Source organism: Tenacibaculum skagerrakense (assembly GCF_004345825.1).
GTDB classification, from domain to species: Bacteria; Bacteroidota; Bacteroidia; order Flavobacteriales; family Flavobacteriaceae; genus Polaribacter; species Polaribacter skagerrakensis.
Genome location: NZ_SLXM01000009.1, coordinates 106,193 through 127,668 on the forward strand (window position 1 = coordinate 106,193; position 21,476 = coordinate 127,668).

The following is a 21,476-nucleotide window of genomic DNA, read 5'->3' on the forward strand; positions in this document are numbered from 1 at the left end:
TTTTCCGAGTGCAGTTGGTTTTTCTAGCTGCACTTTTTTTATTTTTACCAAATGATAAAATTTTTAGAAACTATCTCGGAAACTCCGCTGAAAGTAATCGATACATCTATACCTTTAAAACAGTACACACTTATTTCTATTTCCTCTGAAAATGAAGAGCTAGAAAGTTTTGATGTATCGTCTTCTTCTGAATGGGAATCTTATTTGAATAATTTTTTACAACAAAGAAACGCTAAAGTTGCTTTTGGTGGCTACATTGAAAAAAGAGATATATACAAAAGAAGCTCTTATTTCAATTCATCTACTGTTGAAGAAAGAAACATACACTTAGGAATCGATTTATGGTGTGATGAAGGTACACCTGTTCTTTCTGTGCTAGATGGAGAAATTCACAGCTTCAAGAATAATCTTAATCATGGAGATTATGGCCCAACCATTATTGTAAAACATAGTATAGATAACAATGTTTTTTATTCACTTTATGGCCATTTATCTACTTCCTCTATAGAAAATATTAGAGTAGGTCAACAAGTTAAGCAAGGAGAAATTATAGGAAGTTTAGGAAGTAGTAATGTTAATGGAGATTATGCTCCACATTTACATTTTCAACTTATTTTGGATATCCAAAATTATTCAGGAGATTACCCAGGTGTAACCTCTGAAAAAAATCTTGATTTTTTTAAACAAAATTGCCCAAATCCGAATTTACTATTAAAATTGCCAAATGAAATATAGACAACTAACAAAAGAGCAGTTTGAATCGTTACACGAAGAATTTTCAAAGTTTTTAGCAACCCAGAGTATCGATGTAAAAGAATGGACTACAATTAAAACAGAGAATCCTTCTTTAGCTGAAGAAGAAATGAATTTGTTTAGTGATGTGGTTTGGGAAGATGTGTTGAATAAAACAGAATATCTAGAACATTTTTCATCAAAAACGATTAATTTGTTTAAGTGTTTTGATAATGAAATAAAAAGAATCGTTATTAAAGTTGAAGAGGATATTGATTTATTAACTGAAAATGGTTATAATTGGTTGTTAGAACATTATAATAATCAAGAGGTTTCTTTTTTTCAAGGTAAAAAAGAATATACTACAGAAAGAAATCTTGAAATTTTTGATTTGATAGAAAAAGGAAGCACCATTTCTAATGGTGATTTATTTACTTTTTTCGAAAAAATTATAAGTTAATTATCAACAAATTTATTTTTGGTCTAACTTTTGCTTATTTTTGAATAGAAACACAATCTGTATATAATGAAAAAAATAGTATTCACATTATTTTTAGGTCTAGTGTCTTTTACTGTAAAAGCTCAAGATGTAGAAGTTATTTTGACATCCGGGAAGTGGTTTATTGAATCAATTCAAGAAAAAGGTGAACAACCAGAAATGGCATCTAACAAACAAGATGAATGGTTGTTATTTACTAAAGACGGAAAAGTCGAAGAATCTCATTTTGGAGAACTAGAAACTTTTTCATGGAATTACGACAAGCTAAAGAAAATGATTAAAATTTCAGGTTCTGAGACTATTTTCCATAGAATTATCGAAATTACAAACGACAAACTTATTGTCGAAGTTGTAGAAGATGTTAAGGGTTCAGCAGATGATAATGTAATGATTACTTATATTAAGTAGTTAATACATAAGCATATTTAATAAAATATCTGTCCCCGAGGTAGCAACGTCTTTAATAATTGTTAAATTGTTAAAGGCGTTTTTGTTTACATAAGGTTTTGGATCTATAAAGTAAATAGGAGTTTCTTGTTTTGTAAAATTAATTAAGCTAGCCGCAGGATATACCTGCATTGAAGTTCCAATTATCACTAAAATATCTGCTTGTTCAGTAATATCAATAGCTTTTTCTAACATAGGAACATCCTCGCCGAACCATACAATATGAGGTCTTAATTGAGAGCCATCCTTCGCTAAATCGCCAAGTTTTATATCTTTTTCCCATCTACAAACATAATCATTGGTAGCAGAACTTCTAGCTTTTAAAAGTTCTCCATGTAAATGAAGAATATTTGTGCTTTTCGCACGCTCATGTAAATCATCTACATTTTGAGTCACGATATGAACACTATATTTCTCCTCTAATTTTTTTAAGTTATGATGTGCTTTATTTGGAGTAACCTCAAACAACTGACTACGGCGTTTGTTATAAAAATTTAAAACAAGCGATGGATTGTTTGCAAATCCTTGAGGAGATGCAACTTTCATAATATCATGACCTTCCCACAATCCATTGGCATCTCTAAAAGTATTTATTCCGCTTTCGGCGCTCATACCAGCACCTGTTAACACAACTATTTTTTTCATTAGTCTAAAATAATAATTTTTATAAGTTTGTTGTATGATAGATGAAAAGTTATTAGCGTATTTAGAAGGGTACGTTACAGAAAATAGAAAGCAAACTTTTGAAGAGGTACTTTCTAATAGAACAAGGCATTTTAGTGTTGTTTTAGAAAATGTTTTTCAACCTCATAACGCTAGTGCAGTTGTTAGAAGTTGTGATATTTTTGGAATCCAAGATGTATATACTGTTGAAAATAGTTACGTGAATAAAGTTTCAAGAAAAATCGCCAAAGGAAGTCAAAAATGGTTAAACTTTCATCGTTTTAAATCTCAAAAGAATAACACTCAAGATTGCTTCAATACGCTAAAGGAAAAAGGTTATCAAGTAATTGCTACAACTCCACATAATGATTCATGTTACTTGTCGGATTTTGATATCACTAAAAAATCTGCTTTTGTTTTTGGTGTTGAAAGAGAAGGTGTTTCTGATTTTATGATGGAAAATGCAGATGGTTATTTAAAAATTCCTATGGTTGGTTTTACTGAAAGTCTGAATATTTCTGTTGCGGCTGCAATTATTTTACAAGACGTTACAACAAGGTTACGAAAATCGGAAGTAAATTGGCAATTAACAAACGAAGAAAAGAAGGAAATCTACGCAACTTGGATAGAAAAATCTATTAAAAACCTAGATAAACATAAAAACTTCTTCTACAATCAAAATAGCTAATTGGTTGATTTTTCTTTAAGAATATTTTTATTTGGGTATATAAAATTATATTCAACACCTTTTAACATTCGCTCTTCAAATTCTAATTCTAAATAATTGCATATCGAAATTAGTGTTTCTTTAGTATTGTGAATTAAATCAGAAAAAGAAATGTGTAAAGTGGTTATATCACTTTTTAACAGATTAACAATTTCAAGTGATTTTTTGTATTCGTATTTAGCTTGTTTTTCACTTAAACTTGTTCTTGAAGTGATGCTATTGATAACTTCAGATTCGTCTCTAATTATGGTGATTATTTTTGCTTTTTTGTCAATGTAATCCTGAATTGATAAGTCAGAAGTTGGATATAATTTATGAGGATGTATTTTTTTGGAGGTAATACCAAAATCAAGATTAACGAAACGATTAATTAAATGCCCAAATTTTGAAGCTCTTTGATTAATTCTTATTTGACGATATAAAATTAATTTATTTCCACTGTATTTTTTACCAGCGAGTTTAAAAACTTCTTTGTTAGTAGATTCAATAAGCATATTTATCTCAGAATGTCCTCCTAACATAGAAGCTAACAAAGTAGTTCCACTTCTTTGACAACCTACTACTAATAATAATTTTGAAATATTATTCATATGTATAAATATGCTTTTATAAGTTATTGATGGCTTCTGTTAATTCTGATGATCGTTTCTCAAGGCTAAAATTTTCTACAATTCTTTTTCTAGCTAAGATACCCAACTCTTTTTTATTAGAAAGTTGGATTACTTTTGAGATTATTTCTTCTAGTCTAGATTGGTCTTTTTTTTCTAAAACAAATCCAGAATTATCTACAATATAAGGTAATGCATTAACAGATGAAACTATTGGAATACAGTTACACAGCATTGCTTCACACAGCGATAAACCAAATCCTTCGAAAATAGATAGTTGAAAGTAATACTGCGCTTTATTGTATTCAATTAATAAATCTTCTTTTGATAGTTTACCTAAAAAATAAACGTTTTCAGGATAACTGATTTCACTAGATTCTTTACAACCAGCTATATAAAAAGAAAGATTAGGAAATTTTTTTGCTGTTTTAATAAGTAAATCGCCTCCTTTTAAGTAAAATTGATTTTGAGAAAAAACAGCAAGAAATCTGTTTTCTTCTTTATGAGTTTCTTTTAATGGAATCCAAAATTCTGTATCTAAACCATTATGTATAACCTTTGTAGCAGTTTGTATTTCAGGGAAAAAGTATTGTATACCTTGAATGTTTTCAAAATCAGTATACTTATGTTTTGAATATATTAATGAAGAACTAACTGGAATTAGAAGAGAAGCGTGTTTATAAGAGAACCTGCACACCTTTTTTACAAGTTTTTTTCGCATACTTCCATAGTTAATATGATTGATGATGGCGCAATCGGTTCCGTGTAATATAATAGCAGTTGGTTTTTTAAATACTTTTCCTAAAAAAACAGGTAAAACCGCCCAGTACCCCCCAAACTGAATAACAATCTTTTTAGTTCTATTAATATTTACTAAAAGAAAAATTAATTGCCGAATCATATATATTGGATACAGATATTTTTGTTTCCAGTTATAATCATTTAAAAGGACAGTAAAGTTTTCTGATAGAATATTTATATCATTATCGATAAAAGAATTTCTGTATGGTGTAACGATAATGATTTGTTCTTTACTCATTTATTGAGATAACAAGATTTTATAAACCAATTCTTTTGTTAACTTTTTTCCATTAGCTAACTCTTTAATTGTACTAAACGAAACAACATAATTACAACCATTGGAGTATTCAGAACATCCATAAGCTGATTTGCCTTTTAAAATGGTTCCTTTATTACACTTTGGACAAGTAATTACTTCTGGTACTTCAGTTGATTTAGCTCCTTTTTTAGTTTCAAGTTTTAAATTATAATTCTCATCAAAGCGAACAAGTCCTTCAACTTTACCATTTTCAGTACTCCAACCTTTTAATTTGGTGGTAGATCCTTTATCTAATAATCGAATAAGTTGATTTTCAGAAATTTTCTTTTCTAAAAACGTAAAAGGAAGTGTAAAGTTACATCCATTGTTATAATTTGAGCAACCATAAGCAGATGAGCCTTTCAATAAATTACCTTGCTTACATTTTGGACAATCTTTACCAGTTACTGTTTTTTTAGCGCTTTTTTTCTCTTTTTTACTGGGCTTTTCTTCAATAGTATTTTCTGCAGAAATACGAGCAGATTTTGTGCTAGAACGAACTTCATAAACCAGTTGGTCTACCATTTTTTTCATTTGTTTGATAAATGTACTGGCATGGTATTCTCCTCGTTCAATTTCTTTTAAACGTTTTTCCCACAAACCAGTTAGCTCGGCAGATTTTAAGAGTTCATTGTCTATTAGCTCAATCAAATCAATACCAGTTTGTGTGGGAACAACTAGTTTTTTTTGACGTTCTATATATTTTCTTTTAAATAAGGTTTCTATAATACTAGCTCTTGTAGATGGTCTTCCAATACCATTTTCCTTCATTAATTCACGCATTTCATCATCATCTACTTGTTTACCAGCAGTTTCCATTGCTCTTAATAAACTAGCTTCTGTAAAATTTCTAGGAGGCTTAGTTTCTTTTTCTAGAAAACTTGGTTCGTGTGGTCCTTTTTCACCTTCTTGAAAATTTGGTAAAATACTTTGTTCGGTATTTATTTTTTTTGGTTCCTCATTATATTCAAAAACAACACGCCATCCTTGAGTTAAAATTTCTTTTCCAGTTGTTTTAAACGAAACTTCATCTGCTTTTCCAATAACAGAAGTATTTGAAATATCACTATCAGGATAAAAAACGGCTATAAATCTTCTAACAATAATATCATATACTTGCTGCTGATTGTATTGTAAACTTGTTTGTATACCTGTGGGAATTATTGCGTGGTGATCGGTTACTTTTTTGTCATTAAAAACTCTAGTAGATTTTCTGATTTTTTTCCCTAATAGAGGAGAGGTTATTTCACTATAATTCGTTAGTCTTTGCAATATACCAGCTACTTTTGGGTATATATCATTAGGTAAAAAAGTGGTATCTACCCTCGGATAGGTAACAACTTTCATTTCATACAGTTTTTGAACAATTTTTAAAGTTTCATCGGCAGAGAAACCAAATTTATTGTTACAATAAACTTGCAATCCAGTTAAGTCAAATAATTTTGGAGCATAATCTTTCCCTTTCTTTTTAGAAACAGAAACAATTTCAAAATCAGATTCTTTTACCTTATCTGCAAAAGCTTGTCCTTCTTCTTTTTTTAAGAATCGACCTTCTTCACAATTAAAAATAGTATCTCTATATGTTGTTTGTAGTTCCCAATAAGGCTGAGGCTTAAAATTTTGAATTTCATGATGTCTATTAACAAGCATAGCCAATGTTGGCGTTTGAACTCTACCTATTGAAAGTACTTGTTTATATCCACCGAATTTTACGGTATATAATCGAGTAGCGTTTAAACCTAATAACCAATCTCCAATGGCTCTTGAATAGCCAGCATAGTACAAGTTATTGTAGCTTTCTTCATCCTTTAAATTTTCAAATCCGTCTTTTATAGCTTCTTCGGTAAGAGAAGAAATCCATAAACGTTGTACCTTACCTTTGTAGTTAGCTTGGTTTATTACCCATCGTTGTATCAATTCTCCTTCTTGTCCGGCATCCCCACAGTTTATAACAACATCAGCTTTTTCGAATAATGATTTTACAATTTTAAACTGCTTTTGTATTCCTGAATCTTTGGTGACTTTTGTTCCAAATTTATCAGGAAGCATCGGTAAATTATTCAAATCCCAGCTTTTCCAGTGAGGTTTATAGTCTTTAGGCTCTAAAAGTGTACATAAATGACCAAAGGTATATGTAACAGCATATCCATTTCCTTCAAAATATCCATCATGTTTCGTATTGGCACCCAAAATGTTAGCAATTTCTCTGGCAACACTAGGTTTTTCGGCTATACAAACTTTCATTTTACATTTTTAATCGCCGAAAAATAGTAAAATTGATATAATAATTCTATTTTTAGGCGTTATTAAAGATAGATTTAATAAAATTATAAATCCCTAAATTAAAAATTATGAGAAAAGCTTTATTGTTGTTATTGTTTGTTGTTTCTAGTGCTGTGTATGCACAAATTGAGTTTATAGAAACAAGTCAGAGTGAAATCGTAGGTAAGGTAAGCTATGTTTACTTAGAGAAGGTTGGTGAAAATGATTACAATTTCTATTTTAAAAACATTAATGCTATTGGGCATGAATATGTGAATTTTAGTTTCAAGAATATTGATAATGATATAGATAAATTATACAACGGATTAATGCAAGGTTTCCAAACGGTACCAAGAGATCCGTTGAAGATGAAAGCAAATGGACAAATTGTTTGGTTAAAATATTCCAGAGAAGACGGAGAAGCTTTCTTACAAATACAAATGACAAGTGGTGATAATCCAGAGATAGCTGAAACGGTTAAAGTTTCTAGATTATTAACTGCTGAGGATATTACTACGTTATTTAAAAAGTAATAAGTTTTTGAAATTATAAAAAGTCCGAGATAATTAATTCTCGGACTTTTTTTATGCATTTAAAAATGCTTTTAACTCATCATATGTATGTATGAATATTGATTTTTTTGTTTTTTTGAAAAGTTCTTTAATATCGTCAGGAATTTCTAATTTTAGGTTAAGAGTATGCTCAACTACATCTAAAAACTTAACAGGATGAGCGGTTTCTAGAAAAACACCATATTCATCACTTTTTAAACCTCTTTTATCTAAACCTAAATACCCAACAGCTCCATGAGGATCTGTGATATAATTTGTTTCTTCATACACCTTTTTTATTGTTTTTCTTGTCAAATCATCAGTAAAAGAGAATGAAGATAAGCCAGATTTTAATAACTCAAAACTGTTATCAAATAATTCTTGAATTCTAATAAAGTTGCTCGGATTTCCTACATCCATAGCATTTGATATAGTAGCTTTCGATGCTTTAGGATTGTATTCTCCGTTTTTCATAAATTCAGGAACTGTATCATTTACATTGGTTGCAGCTACAAAATGTCGAATAGGTAAACCTAGCTTTTGAGCCATAAGTCCGGCACAAATATTACCAAAATTTCCACTAGGTACTGAAAAAACAATATTTGGATGTTGCTTATACAATTGCTTATATGCAAAGAAATAATAAAACATTTGCGGTAACCATCTGGCAACATTGATAGAGTTTGCTGAAGTCAATGTTCTTGAAATTTCCTTGTCTAAGAAAGCAGTTTTTACCATATCCTGACAATCATCAAATACGCCATTGACTTCTAAAGCTGTAATATTTTGACCTAAGGTTGTTAGTTGTTTTTCTTGAATATCACTTACTTTACCTCTAGGATACAGAATAACAACATCTACACCTTTTACACCTAAAAAACCATTAGCAACGGCACCTCCTGTGTCACCAGAAGTAGCTACTAAAACCGTTACTTCTTTTTCGTTATTCTGATTGAAATATCCCAAACATCTGGCCATAAAACGAGCACCAACATCTTTAAAAGCTAGGGTAGGACCATGGAATAATTCTAAGCTTCCAATATTTTCTTTCACTTTTACAACCGGAAAGTCAAATGAAATAGTTTCAGAAACAATTTGTTTTAATATTCCTTCAGGAATTTCGTTACCAACAAATTGTTTAATAGCTTCAAAAGCAATCTCTTCATTTGAATAGCTATCTAGATTATCTATAAAGTTCTTAGATAATGGAGAAATTCGTTCCGGAAAATATAAACCTCTATCAGGAGCTAATCCATTAATTACAGCTTCTTTAAAAGAAACTGGTGCTGTTTTTTTGTTAAGACTAAAATAGTTCATGATTAGTTTTGTTCTAAAATTTTAACTCCTTCTGTATTAATTTTTGAATAGACCATTGTAAAATCTATGCCTTTATCTTTGTATGAGTTTTCGATTGCGTCATATACATTTTTTGCAATTTCTTCTCCTTTACATAGGGCAAAAATAGTGGGGCCAGAACCTGAGATACCTGCACTCAAAGCTCCCGAATTGATAGCAACTTCTTTTACTAAATCAAAATGAGGAATTAAATGTTTTCTTACCGGTTCAACAATTATATCTTTTAAAGAATTTGCAATGACTTCATAATTTTCAGAGTACAATCCACTTATTAAACCTCCAACATTGGCCCATTGAGTAACAGCATCAGTAAGTAAAACCTTTTCAGGTAATACTTCTCTAGCATCTTTAGTTCTTACTTTAACCTGAGGATGAATTGCTACAAGCATAAGTTCTTTAGGTACTGGAATTTTTACAATCGATAAAGGTTCATATTGTTGTACTAAAATAAAACCTCCATAAATAGCAGCTGCTACGTTATCAGCAATTGCAGAACCACAGGCAATTTTTTCACCATACATAGCAAATTTAGTAAGCTCTAATTGCGTGAAAGGTCGATTTAAAAGTTCGTTGATAGCAAAAGCTGCTCCGGCAGCACTCGCAGCGCTACTTCCTAAACCACTGCCAGGAGCGTATCCTTTTTCTATAGAAATATCAATTCCAAAATCTACCGGATGCTTTTCTAACATTAATAAAGTAACAGCACTGGCAACATTTTTTTCTGAATCGTATGGTAAATTAGCTCCTTTAATTCCAGTTATTTTAACTCCTTTATTAGAAGTTTTAGTGAAAGTCATAGTGTCACCTAAATTGTTAACAGCAAAACCTAAACAATCAAAACCACAAGAAACATTCGCAACTGTTGCAGGTGAAAATATTTTTATTTGTTTCATTTTATTTTAATTATTTCCAACCCTAATTACATCTGCAAAAATACCTGAAGCAGTAACATCTGCACCCGCACCAGCCCCTTTAATTTGTATAGGTTGAATAGGGTATCGATCTGTAAAAAACAGCACAATATTATCACTACCTTCTAAATTATAAAAAGGATGATTTTTAGGAATGTGTTGCAGTCCTACTTTTGCTTTACCGTTTTCAAATTCAGCTACGTATTTTAGTTTACAATTTTCTGAGTTTGCATTAGCGTAAATTTCTTGAAAGTGTGATTCAAACTGAAGTAAACTCTCATAAAAATCTTTATTATTTGTAGTGTCTAAACTATTTTTAGGTAAAAACGAGTTGTTTTCAATATCAGATAATTCTAATTCAAAACCACTTTCTCTAGCAAGAATTAGAATTTTTCTAGCCACATCTACACCACTTAGGTCAATTTTTGGGTCTGGTTCAGTATATCCCTCTTTTTGAGCTTGAGCTACAATATCATGAAAAGTTACTGCATTAGTAAAGTTATTGAATACAAAATTTAAACTTCCAGATAAAACAGCTTGAATTTTATGAACTCTATCACCAGAAGCAATTAAGTTTTTTAGGGTGTCTATAATTGGTAAACCAGCACCAACGTTAGTTTCAAATAAGAAAGGTGCGTTGTATTTACTTGAAACTTTTTTTAGTGTTTTGTAGTTGTTCAATTCTGAAGCACAGGCAATTTTATTACAAGTTACTACAGCGATATTATTTTCTAAATAATGTTGGTACATTTTGGAAACTTCCTCATTTGCTGTATTATCTACAAAAACACTGTTTCGCATGTTGTATTCTTTAGAACGATATAAAAAATGATTAAGACTTGTTGGTTCTCCTTTAGTTAATAATAATTCTTTCCAATTAGTTAAGTCAATACCATTTTCGTCAAAGTACATTTTAGTAGAATTGGAAAGTCCAATTACACGAATATTCAGTTTTAAATTAGTTAGCAAATATTCTTTTTGTTGCTGCAATTGTGCTAAAAATCGATTGCCAACATTTCCAACGCCGGTAACAAATAAATTAAGTTGCTTTATATTATCTCCAAAAAATTGCTCATGTAGTGTATTAAGCGCTTTTTTTGCATCTAGTTTTTTTATTACTGCTGAAATATTTTTTTCAGAGGCTCCTTGAGCAATAGCTCTAATATTTACATTGTTCTTCCCTAAAGCACTAAACATTTTACCACTTAATCCTTGATGGTTTTTCATGTTATCGCCAACCAAGGCAATGATACTCAATTCATTTTCTATAATAATTGGGTCAATTTTATGCTGATCAATTTCATTCTGAAATTTTTGTGTAATACATTTAACTGCTTTCTGAGCATCTTCTTCTAAAACACCAACACATATAGTATGTTCTGATGAAGCTTGGGTAATTAATATAACATTGATATTATTATCAGATAGTGCTGCGAATAATCGTTTTGAAATACCTGACATGCCAACCATTCCACTTCCTTCTACAGTAATCAAAGAAACATTTTCAACATGAGTAATTCCTTTCACTGAAGAGGATTTATCTGAATCGACAGTAATAAGTGTTCCTTCTTGATCAGGATAAAAAGTATTTTTTATAAGTATAGGAATTTTCATTTCCCTTACTGGTTGTATCGTAGGAGGATATATAACTTTAGCTCCAAAGTGAGACATTTCCATAGCTTCCTCATATGATATATGTTGAATAGGTTTTGCTTGTTTTACGATTGTAGGATTAGCTGTGTACATTCCACTAACATCTGTCCAAATTTGAAGTTCTTCGGCATGAATAGCTGCTGCAAATATTGAAGCTGTATAATCAGAACCGCCACGACCTAGAGTAGTAGTTTGTCCATTGTAGCATTTAGCTATAAATCCGGGAAGAATAACAACTTGATAGTTACACTCACTAAAGAATGATGAACAATTACTATAAGTAGTTTCAAAATCTACTTGAGCTTTTAAATAGTTATCATCGGTTATGATTAAATCTTGACTATTTTTAAAAGTTGCGTTTAATGATGTTTTTGCAGCTTCTGAAATGATGTATGATGATATACGTTCTCCGAAGCTACTGATAATAGCCTTTGCCTTTGGACTTAATTCTTCTAATAAATAACACCCTTTGTATAGTGTTTTTAGTTGATTAAATTGTTTGTTTACTTGTTCTATAACTTCTGATGAGTTATGTAACGGCAACTGTTCTATAGTTTCAAAATGATGCTTTTCTACCTCGTTAATGATAGATAAATAAGCTTCATTTTTCTCTTGTGCTAATTCAGCACTTTTAAGTAGTTTATCTGTTGTTTTACCAAAAGCAGAAACCACTACGGCTAATTTATCTTCTTTTGATTTTTGAGTAATAATAGCTATTACTTTTTTAATATTTTGATGATCTCTAACTGATGAACCTCCGAATTTTAGGACTTTCATTTTCTTTTTATTATGATTGAAAAAATAATTTGATTTTGTTTGATTTTATTCTCTTTTTCAAAAAAGAAAATAAAATATACCGAAGAATTATATGTAAATAAAAACCCCCTAAAGGGTTGTAATAATTGTAGAAATTGTTGTGTAAGCAAAAATAGACGTAGAAGTTACGTCGATTTTAGTTGTATGTAGATTGCTTACTTTCATCGGTTTAAAAGTACTATTAATTTTTAAATAAACAAATTAATATGGAAAAGCGAATAATTACAGTGCTATTTTGGAGATGCTTTTTTTAAGTATACTTTAAATTATGTAATATAAAACAGGTAACTATTTAATTATTATTATAAAATAAATAAGGATTTTTTTAGATTGATAAAAATATCGTTGTCGTAAATTTTATTATTTACATAGATTTATACAATACATTAATTCAGGAATATTCAATAAAAAAGACGCGACTTTTGGGTCGCGTCTTTCATATATTTATAATGAAAAATTTTAGTTTTTCATCTTTTCTTTAAACTTATTGAATTTATCTTCAGTTTTCTTAGGCCAAGCATTGTTTGAAGTGTCAACATCTGCAGTTTCTAAATCTGGGTCAACAACTATACTTTTAATTTCTTTACTAGAAGAAAATACTCTGTATACTTTGTTGTCATCTTTATTCCAAATTTGTGCTGGGAAAACCTCACGTTTTTTAGTTCCATCCGCATATGTTAATTCTACAATAATTGGCATAACTAAACCACCTGGCTTTTCAAATTCAACCTGATATATGTACTTAGGTAATTCTTCCAAGCTAGCTTTTTTGTCAGCAGGTAAACTATTAATGTATGCTTCTACATCTTTAGCATTAGCTTCGTCTTTGTTTGTTGTTAAATAAATTAAAGTACCTAAAGATTCAAAGTATGTTTTAGCTCTTGGGTTTGTTTTAATTAATTCTTTAACTCTATCACTTTGCTTGTCAGTAATATACAAAGGTTTTACTTCTTTAATCCCTATATCACAGTTATCAGTAGTGTAGAACCATCCTCTCCAAAACCAATCTAAATCCATACCAGAAGCATCTTCCATTGTTCTAAAGAAATCAGCAGGAGTAGGGTGCTTAAACATCCAACGTTGCGAATATGTTCTAAAAGCAAAGTCAAATAACTCTGGTCCCATAATAGTTTTACGTAACATGTATAATCCAGCAGCTGGCTTTGTATAAGCATTTGGACCGAAGTTTTTTACATAATCTCCCTGAGACATAATTGGAGATAAATTACTTTGATCAAAACTCATATAACGAACAATTCCTTTAGGAGTAGATCTAATAGGGAAATTAGGATCGTAATCTAATTCTGCTAACATTTGAACAAATGAATTTAAACCTTCGTCCATCCATGTCCATTGACGCTCATCAGAGTTAACAATCATAGGGAAGAAGTTATGCCCAACCTCGTGAGTAATTACACCAATCATCCCATTTTTAGTTCTTTCAGAATAAGTTCCATCAGGATCTGGTCTACCATAGTTAAAACAAATCATAGGATATTCCATTCCTTGTCTATCTGCATGCACAGAAATAGCTTTTGGATACGGATAATCAAAAGTTAACTTAGAGTACTCTTCTAAAGTATTTGCAACAACTCTAGTTGAGTGCTCTTCCCATAAAGGATTACCTTCTTTTGGGTATAAAGAAACTGCCATCACTGTTTTTCCATTAATGTTTACAGCCATAGCATCCCAAATATATTTTCTTGAAGAAGCAAATGCATAATCTCTTACATCCTTTGCTTTAAAATGCCAAGTTTTAGTTTTAGTCGTTCCTTCTTTCTCGTTTTCTTCAGCTTCTTTTTGAGTTACGATAAAAACAGGATCTTTATAAGACTTTCTCGCTTGATCCATTCTGCTACGTTGTTCTTTAGAGAGTACATCTTTTTCATTTTGTAATTCTCCAGTAGCATCTAAAATATGGTCAGCAGGAACAGTAATTTTAACATCATAGTCACCAAACTCTAAGGCAAACTCACTACGTCCCCAGAACTGCATATTTTGCCATCCTTCTACATTATTGTAAACACATAACCTTGGGAAAAACTGAGCAATAGTATAGGCCTTATTTCCGTCTTTGAATTCTTCGAATCCAGAACGACCTCCATCGGTAACCGAGTTATTGATTAAATAGTTCCATTTAATTTTAAATACAAATGTATTTCCAGGTGCTAGAGGTTTTGGTAAATTAATACGCATCATTGTACGATTAATTGTATGCGATAAATCTCTACCATCTTCATATTTAACAGCTTCAATTTTAAAACCAAAATCTTTTTTCTTTCCCATGTTATCGTCTACAAATTGTTCTGGAGTTTGCCATCCAGAAGCTCCTTTTGATTGCGCTAAAGGAGTTTGAGAGTCAGGAGCACGCATGTTTTGGTCTAACTGTAACCATAAATATTCTAAATTATCTTTAGAGTTATTATGATATGTAATAGTTTCATCTCCATAAAGCTTATTATTAGCTTCATCGAGACGTAAGTTCATAACATAATCTACTTTTTGTTGCGTGTATTGATGTCCAGGAGCACCCGAAGCAGTTCTTTGATCGTTTGGCGTTGCTAAAACATCTTTTAATTGTCGGAATTTATTGTCGTCAACATGTCCTTTTTGTGGTTTTTTTTCTTCATCAGTCTCTTGAGCAAAAGTTGCACCAGAGATTAAAAAAACTGATAAGAATACATAAAATAGCTTTTTCATTATAAATTAAAGTTGGTTTTAAAAATGATTTTTGAAAAGTACTAATAAAATTAATTATTATATGAACATGTTAAAATTTTTAACAAACCTTTATAAAAAAAGCGATGATTATAAGTAACCATCGCTTCTAAATTGAATAGAATTAATTCTTATCCTTTAATTTTATTCTTGAATTTTTCAAATTTTGTTTCCTTCTTCTTAGGCCAGCTATTATTTGTAGTATCTACATCAGCTGTTTCTAAATCTGGATCAATTTGAATGTCCTTAATTTCTTTATTTGAAGAGAAAACTTTTGTGATTTCATTATCATTCAGTCTCCAAATTTGAGCAGGATATTTTTTTCTTTCTTTTGTGCCATCTTTATAGGTAAATTCAACTATAATAGGCATTACTAAACCACCTGGTTTATTGTAAGTTATTTCATAATGATACTTTGAATTAAGGTTTTTAGCCTTACCAAAACCTAATCCTTTAGTTGTATCTTCTACAAAAGCTACATTTCCTTCATTATCTTCTTTTGTGTAGAATTTTTTAACACCTTTAATACCAATGTCAGTTACATCTGTAGTATAAAACCAACCTCTCCAAAACCAATCTAAATCCATAGCTGAAGCATCTTCCATAGTTCTAAAGAAATCAGCTGGTGTTGGATGTTTAAATTTCCAACGCTTTGAATAGGTTTTGAATGCATAATCAAATAATTCAGGACCCATTACAGTATTTCGTAAAATATACAATGCAGTTGCTGGTTTACCATAAGCATTATTACCAAAGCTATACACATTATCTCCTTTAGACATAATAGGAGCAATGGTAGATTGATCCCCATCCATGTATTTGATAATATTTTTTGGTAATCCTCTTACTATTGGAAAATTAGGATCATAGTCTAATTCTGCCATCATTTCAACAAATGAATTTAAACCTTCATCCATCCAAGTCCATTTACGTTCATCTGAATTTACAATCATAGGAAAGAAATTATGTCCTACTTCATGAACAGTTACTTTAATCATTCGATACTTTGTTCTATCAGAATAGGTTCCATCAGGATTTGGTCTACCTGGATTAAAACAAATTTGAGGATATTCCATCCCCATTTGTCCATCAACAGAAATTGCTTTGTGGTAAGGATAATCAAAAGTATATCTTGAATATGTCTTTAAAGTTTGAGCTACAGCTCTAGTAGAATGATCACCATATAAAGGATTAGCTTCTTTAGAATATAAAGAGTGTGCCATTACGGTTTTACCATTAATGTCAACAGCCATAGCGTCCCAAATAAACTTTCTTGAAGTAGCAAAAGCATAATCTCTTACATTTTTAGCAGAGAACTTCCATGTTTTTGTTTTCTTAGATTTTGTTTTCTCTTTTTTAGTTGCTTCTTCTTGAGTTACAATTAATACAGGTTTGTCAAAAGTTGTTTTCGCTTTTGCAAAACGATCGCGCTGTTCTCTGGTTAAAACTTCACTTTCATTTAATAAAATACCCGTTGCGCCTAAAATATGATCATCTGGAGTAGTAATATTTACATCAAAATCACCAAATTCTAAAGCAAATTCACTTCGTCCCCAAAACTGATCGTTCTGCCAACCTTCTACATTATCGTACACACATAATCTTGGGTAAAATTGAGCAATCACATAATTATTGTTGTTGTCTTCAGGAAAATGTTCAAAACCAGATCTTCCTCCTTGAGTTCTATGGTTATTGATATTATACCACCATTTGATGTTGAATGAAAATTTACCACCAGATGCTATAGGAGTAGGCAAATCGATTCGCATCATTGTTTGATTAATGATGTATGATAATTTACCATCAGTGTTAGTAACGCTCATAATCTTAAAACCACCATCAAAAGGTTGTTCTGGAAAAAAGCGGTTGTATTGTTGTTTGTTAATTTTTTCAGGAACTTTAGATGTAGCTATATCTGGAGTTTTAGAATCTGCAGCACGCATATTTTGATCTAATTGTACCCATAAATAAGGTAGCTCATCTTCTGAGTTATTATGATATACAATGGTTTCACTACCAGTAATTCGTTGTTTCTCATCATCCAAGACAATATCCATTTTATAGTCTACTTTCTGCTGAGTATAATTTACTCCTGGAGCACCAGAGGCAGTATGCTTATCATTGGGTGTAGCTAAAAGGTCTTCAAGTTGTTTGAATTTATTTTCATTGGTATGACCTTTCTGTGTTTTTCTTTCACGATTTTGTCCATTTACAGATAAAGTAAAAACAAAACAAATCAAAAGAAATGAATGAAGAGTTCTTTTCATTATTTGTAGTTATTTTAAGATTTAGTAGATAAAAGTAACGTAAAGAAACCGATTTAGTTAATAATTTAACAAACCTTTATTATTTTCTTTAGTCAAGAACAAGCTTTTCTTGGTGTTATTGATTTTAGCTTTAATCAAGTTTTGTTGATCAGGAAAATGAGCAATGAGAACATTGTTTTCAATTTCCAATGAGTTTACTTTGGTAACATTTTCAATTTCTAAGTAGAAGTAAACGATATTATCTTGGTATTCTTTACCAATAAATTTAAAGTTGGCTTTAGAGTTGTTAATTGTAACTTTGAATTTATCTTTTAAGTAATTGAAAAAATACTCATCTACATTTTTAGGCTCATCTTTCGTTGTTAAACGTAAATCAGTTACTTGCTCTTTATTAATAGCTACTTCAATATCGTCCATAAACACATTCATAATCATCTGAATAGAATTACTATTTGTATTATGTTCTATTTCCGTTAATGCTAAGTAGTATTTATGATCTGTAAAGGATAAAAAAGAAATCCCTATAAATAGAATTAATATTTTTTTCATGAATTGTAAAGAAACAAAAGCTGCGCCAAAATACAGAATTTTTACTGCAAGATTACTTATCTTTTAATTTCTTTCAAATAATTAACACTTTTTTGTTTTAAGTTTTGAATAACTTTTAGGTGTTCTTCTCTTTGAACATTGTTTTCTATTTCTTCATCTATACTATAGTTAATAAACGCTAGTACCTGTTCTTCCGGGATATTCATTGAATCCGTGAAATTTTGCTTACCAACAATTTTGATAATTTGTTCAGGAAGATGATCTCTAAATACTTTTCTCTTTATCTTTTGTTCTAAAAGTTTTTCTTCTTTTGAAGTAAATAATGAAAATTTGAGAAGTGTAAGTCCTTCAAAAGCTAATGTTGGGTCTGTTTTTTTCTCTGATTCGTTTTTTTCAGTGGCACTAGCTAAAACAATATTATCAGTTGCTTGTGTTCCTTCAAAGTTAGTAGCTTCTTTTGATTTTTCTTTACTTTCATTTTTAGGAGTTTTTTTAACATCCGCAGAAAGCGACTGAATTAACTGCGTTTTGATTACTTCAATTTCTTCTAATACCTGCTCTTGTATTTCAAGCAAAATATTAATCTGTTTTCTTTGCATTGAAATAGTTGATACTTTTATGTTTTTTGTATAATGTTGAATAGAAGTTATTTGTAAAACATCACCAACTTGAGCGTCAATTAAAAAATAACCTTTTGGGTTAGAAAAAGTACCTTCTTTAGATGTTATGTTAATTACATGGGAATTAGCTACAGTTCCTAAATTATCGGAAATAACACCTGTAATAGGGGATCTTTGCCCAAAAATATTGATAGATAAAAATAGAATTAAAAACGTAATTTTTTTCATAATAAAAAGAAGATGTATGTTGAACTAATACTCTTATTAAAAATACGAAAATTATTACTCTTTAAAGACTATTACTTCATTAAAATTATTTATGAATAGTATTTATAAGGTATTGTTTTGCTTCTTTGTTTAAAATTTCAATGACCTCTAGTTGTTTTCCTTCTTGATAGAGTTTTTCAATACCTAATGGATTACAATATTCTAAGAAATTATAAAATAAATCTTTTGGAATTTTAAGGTCTTCAAAAAAGAATTTTTCTCCCAATTCTTTTAATATAAGTGATGGAAAATTTCTTTTAAAATCAAACTTTTTTCGTTCTTTTCTCTTTTTAAGTAAACTTTTAAAAGGTAAAAAAGCTCCTCCAAGACTTACGCCTTCAAATCTTTGTGTTGGATCGATTATATTATTAAGTTCTCTATTAAGTGTAGCGTTTTTATTATAGTTTTTATTAGCTTCTAATTTAATATCAGAAAAATTTAAAGCATCTCTAGATTTAACAATAGCAATATCACGAATAGTTTGTTTTAAATTTCGTTTAAAGGTTCCGAACATTTTTTTATTCGTTACAGTAACTTCTTCTAATAAGTTATCTTTTAAAAGTAATTGTATTGTAAAAGATTTAGAAGTTAGTATCTCTTTACTAATTTGCACAACTTTAGTATAATGTTGTATGCTACTGATTTCAAGTTTTTGACCTAAAGAAACTTTTATAGAGAACATACCATTTTCATTGGAAAACGTACCGTTATTAGTTTCTTTATTTAGAATATTAGCATTTTCAATGGCTCCGATTTGATCTTCAATTTTTCCATAGATAGTAATCTCTTGAGTATAGGCATAATTAAATTTCAATATCAAGAGTAGTACAATAAATAAAAGCTCCTTTTTCACAACGAATCTTTTTTAAACAATACTGCTTGTTCTTTTAGAAATGAAATGATTTTGACATCTCCGCCATTAAATGATTCTTTGAACTTTTTATCAAAATGAGAGATATAAATAAATCTAGAAACATCTAACGAATCAATTTTTAAAGATTTTGTAATAAAATGCCTGTAGGTTTTTTCGATATACTGTAGTTTTTTTTCATTTTCAAGCAATTTTTTTTGATTCTCAAGCATATCAATTCTCCCCGACATTGAATTTATAATATAGTCTAGCGAAACCATGGCTCCTAAACCTATTTGAATTCCACCTGCATAAGCAGTTTTTATTTCACGATCTATTTTGGATAATTTTTTAGGAAAAGGATTGAAGCCTAGATTTTCCATTACTTCTTGTCGATCACTTTTTCCTATGGATTTAGAATCACTTAATAAACTTCCGGTTAGTTCTGTTTTTTTTACTTCAACTTCTTCAAGTAGATAGTCTCTTAAGTAAAGGAACACTTCAAGATTCTTGTTGTTGATTAATGAATCTGTAATCGTTATTTTTTGAATATGATGTTGCACTGAACTTATTTCTAGGACATCATTAGACTGAACTTTAATGTTAAATTCACCATTAATAGCAGAAAAGGTTCCTTTTTTAGAAGTTGTATTGATAATATGAGCATCTGCTACTTTACCAAGTTTGTCAGTAAGGATTCCTGTAATTTCAATTCTTTGGGCGTTTAGTGCACTGGAAATTGATAGAATAAAAATAAAATTGAGTACTAGTTTTTGCATATAATTAGTTGATATACAAATAAAGCTAGTCTAATTCTTAAAAAGTTTTAAGGAGTATGTAAATGTTTGTTAAAATCATTAATCGATTGAAGAGAACAATTCGTTACAAGCTAAAAAGAGTTTATTAAGAGATATCCTGTAAAAATCTAAAGTGTTATGTTTTGTGTAGTTTTTCAACCTATTTTATAGTGTCTTTTTTGAATAATAAAGATTGAGTTTTTAGGAACTTAATAATGGCTATATCACCATTGTTATATGCTTCATCAAAACCACTATCTAAATGAGAAAAATAAACGAATCGAGAAATATCATCTTTTCTTATTTTTAAGTCTTTATTTATGTATTCGTTAAAAGTATTTTCTATATCTTTTAATTTACTATTATTTTCAATTAGTTTTTTTTCCTTTTTTAATCTTTTAGTTCTTCCAGAAATTGAGTTGATAATATTATCAACAGATACTGTTGCAGCAAAAATGTAGTACTTAAAAAGACCTCCGTCTGTAGCAGTATGTATTTTTCTATCTATAGGAGAAAGCTTTTTTGCAAACGGATCAAAACCTAGATTTTCCATTACTTCTTCTTGCTTACTTTTTTTTATTCTGGCAGCATCTGTGGTTAATGTACCCGATAAATCTGTTTTCTTTACATCAACTTCATTTAATAAATAATCTTTAAGATGTAAGTAAAAATTAACCTTTGTATGTTTTAAAATTAGGTTAGTTATTAGTATTTCTTTCGTATGATGTTGTACTGAAGTAATTTCTAATACATCATTTAACTGAACTTTCATCGTAAAATTTCCTTCTTGATCAGAAAAAGTTCCCTTTTGGCTTGTTGTATTAATAATATGAGCATTTACAATTTTCCCCAATTTATCTGACAATTCACCAGTAATTGTAATTCGTTGTGCGAATATGGAATTTGTTAAAAGCAATAAAAGAATGAAAGTAGTTTTATTCAAAATAACTATGATTAAAAATTAGTTAAACAGATATATTTTGTAGGAATAATTAGCAATAATTATACCAATCAGACTAATTTTTGAATTATATCTAAAGATGTTAGAAGAAAATAACATAACAAAATTGTCTATTTTTGTTTG

At 29.8% G+C, this 21,476-nt stretch carries 19 protein-coding genes; 5 read left to right on the forward strand and 14 right to left on the reverse strand.

The window, feature by feature from the left end; translation table 11 throughout:
• Window positions 1-51: 51 nt before the first annotated feature.
• From EV195_RS14140 to EV195_RS14150, 3 genes are all read left to right on the forward strand, one after another.
• Window positions 52-735 carry a peptidoglycan DD-metalloendopeptidase family protein gene (locus tag EV195_RS14140; RefSeq protein WP_132795617.1) on the forward strand — a complete coding sequence of 228 codons (684 nt, stop codon included), beginning with the start codon at window positions 52-54 and terminating at the stop codon, window positions 733-735.
• Window positions 725-1,192, forward strand: coding sequence for a DUF6495 family protein (locus EV195_RS14145; RefSeq protein WP_132795618.1), 468 nt, complete (start codon window positions 725-727; stop codon window positions 1,190-1,192). Before EV195_RS14140 ends, EV195_RS14145 begins: the two co-directional genes overlap by 11 nt.
• A gap of 66 nt (window positions 1,193-1,258) precedes the next feature.
• On the forward strand, window positions 1,259-1,639 hold the full coding sequence (locus EV195_RS14150) for a hypothetical protein (RefSeq protein ID WP_132795619.1): 381 nt from the start codon (window positions 1,259-1,261) through the stop codon (window positions 1,637-1,639).
• On the opposite strand, the gene EV195_RS14155 is transcribed toward EV195_RS14150, so the two are convergent.
• The gene (locus tag EV195_RS14155) at window positions 1,640-2,323 is read right to left on the reverse strand and encodes a Sir2 family NAD-dependent protein deacetylase (RefSeq protein ID WP_132795620.1); all 684 of its coding nucleotides are present in this window, start codon (window positions 2,321-2,323) and stop codon (window positions 1,640-1,642) included.
• A gap of 34 nt (window positions 2,324-2,357) precedes the next feature.
• Between EV195_RS14155 and EV195_RS14160 the strand changes: the two genes are divergently transcribed.
• Window positions 2,358-3,029, forward strand: a complete 672-nt coding sequence (locus EV195_RS14160; RefSeq protein WP_132795621.1) for a TrmH family RNA methyltransferase — start codon at window positions 2,358-2,360, stop codon at window positions 3,027-3,029.
• Here the strand turns inward: EV195_RS14160 and EV195_RS14165 are convergent.
• From EV195_RS14165 to EV195_RS14175, 3 genes are read right to left on the reverse strand one after another with little or no spacing between them, the layout of a single operon-like run.
• Complete coding sequence (locus EV195_RS14165) at window positions 3,026-3,658, reverse strand: sulfotransferase family protein (RefSeq protein ID WP_132795622.1); 633 nt, start codon at window positions 3,656-3,658, stop codon at window positions 3,026-3,028. The two genes, EV195_RS14160 and EV195_RS14165, sit on opposite strands and share 4 nt — an antisense overlap.
• Before the next feature lie 16 nt (window positions 3,659-3,674).
• The gene (locus EV195_RS14170) at window positions 3,675-4,715 is read right to left on the reverse strand and encodes a glycosyltransferase family 4 protein (RefSeq protein WP_132795623.1); all 1,041 of its coding nucleotides are present in this window, start codon (window positions 4,713-4,715) and stop codon (window positions 3,675-3,677) included.
• On the reverse strand, window positions 4,716-7,019 hold the full coding sequence (locus tag EV195_RS14175; RefSeq protein WP_132795624.1) for a type IA DNA topoisomerase: 2,304 nt from the start codon (window positions 7,017-7,019) through the stop codon (window positions 4,716-4,718).
• Window positions 7,020-7,126: 107 nt separating this feature from the next.
• Between EV195_RS14175 and EV195_RS14180 the strand changes: the two genes are divergently transcribed.
• Window positions 7,127-7,570, forward strand: a complete 444-nt coding sequence (locus EV195_RS14180; RefSeq protein WP_132795625.1) for a hypothetical protein — start codon at window positions 7,127-7,129, stop codon at window positions 7,568-7,570.
• Window positions 7,571-7,621: 51 nt separating this feature from the next.
• Here EV195_RS14180 and thrC read toward each other — a convergent pair whose 3' ends face one another.
• The 10 genes from thrC to EV195_RS14230 form a co-directional block, all read right to left on the reverse strand.
• Window positions 7,622-8,905 carry a threonine synthase gene (gene thrC / locus EV195_RS14185; RefSeq protein ID WP_132795626.1) on the reverse strand — a complete coding sequence of 428 codons (1,284 nt, stop codon included), beginning with the start codon at window positions 8,903-8,905 and terminating at the stop codon, window positions 7,622-7,624.
• Window positions 8,906-8,907: 2 nt separating this feature from the next.
• Window positions 8,908-9,837: a homoserine kinase gene (locus EV195_RS14190; RefSeq protein WP_132795627.1), complete on the reverse strand. Its 930-nt coding sequence runs from the start codon at window positions 9,835-9,837 to the stop codon at window positions 8,908-8,910.
• 6 nt (window positions 9,838-9,843) lie between these two features.
• The gene (gene thrA / locus EV195_RS14195) at window positions 9,844-12,285 is read right to left on the reverse strand and encodes a bifunctional aspartate kinase/homoserine dehydrogenase I (protein WP_132795628.1); all 2,442 of its coding nucleotides are present in this window, start codon (window positions 12,283-12,285) and stop codon (window positions 9,844-9,846) included.
• A gap of 498 nt (window positions 12,286-12,783) precedes the next feature.
• Window positions 12,784-15,024, reverse strand: a complete 2,241-nt coding sequence (locus EV195_RS14200; RefSeq protein WP_132795629.1) for a M1 family metallopeptidase — start codon at window positions 15,022-15,024, stop codon at window positions 12,784-12,786.
• A gap of 149 nt (window positions 15,025-15,173) precedes the next feature.
• Window positions 15,174-17,309 carry a M1 family metallopeptidase gene (locus EV195_RS14205; RefSeq protein ID WP_132795630.1) on the reverse strand — a complete coding sequence of 712 codons (2,136 nt, stop codon included), beginning with the start codon at window positions 17,307-17,309 and terminating at the stop codon, window positions 15,174-15,176.
• Window positions 17,310-17,366: 57 nt separating this feature from the next.
• A complete protein-coding gene (locus EV195_RS14210; protein ID WP_132795631.1) occupies window positions 17,367-17,858 on the reverse strand; it encodes a DUF6702 family protein in 492 nt (163 codons plus the stop codon).
• Window positions 17,859-17,914: 56 nt separating this feature from the next.
• Entirely contained in the window at window positions 17,915-18,706 is a 792-nt protein-coding gene (locus tag EV195_RS14215; protein ID WP_132795632.1) for a hypothetical protein, read from the reverse strand.
• Between the two features lie 85 nt (window positions 18,707-18,791).
• Complete coding sequence (locus tag EV195_RS14220; protein WP_132795633.1) at window positions 18,792-19,598, reverse strand: carboxypeptidase-like regulatory domain-containing protein; 807 nt, start codon at window positions 19,596-19,598, stop codon at window positions 18,792-18,794.
• The gene (locus EV195_RS14225) at window positions 19,595-20,374 is read right to left on the reverse strand and encodes a peptidase associated/transthyretin-like domain-containing protein (RefSeq protein WP_132795634.1); all 780 of its coding nucleotides are present in this window, start codon (window positions 20,372-20,374) and stop codon (window positions 19,595-19,597) included. The genes EV195_RS14220 and EV195_RS14225 overlap by 4 nt, the downstream gene beginning before the upstream one ends.
• A gap of 178 nt (window positions 20,375-20,552) precedes the next feature.
• On the reverse strand, window positions 20,553-21,335 hold the full coding sequence (locus EV195_RS14230; RefSeq protein ID WP_132795635.1) for a hypothetical protein: 783 nt from the start codon (window positions 21,333-21,335) through the stop codon (window positions 20,553-20,555).
• Between the last annotated feature and the right edge of the window lie 141 nt (window positions 21,336-21,476).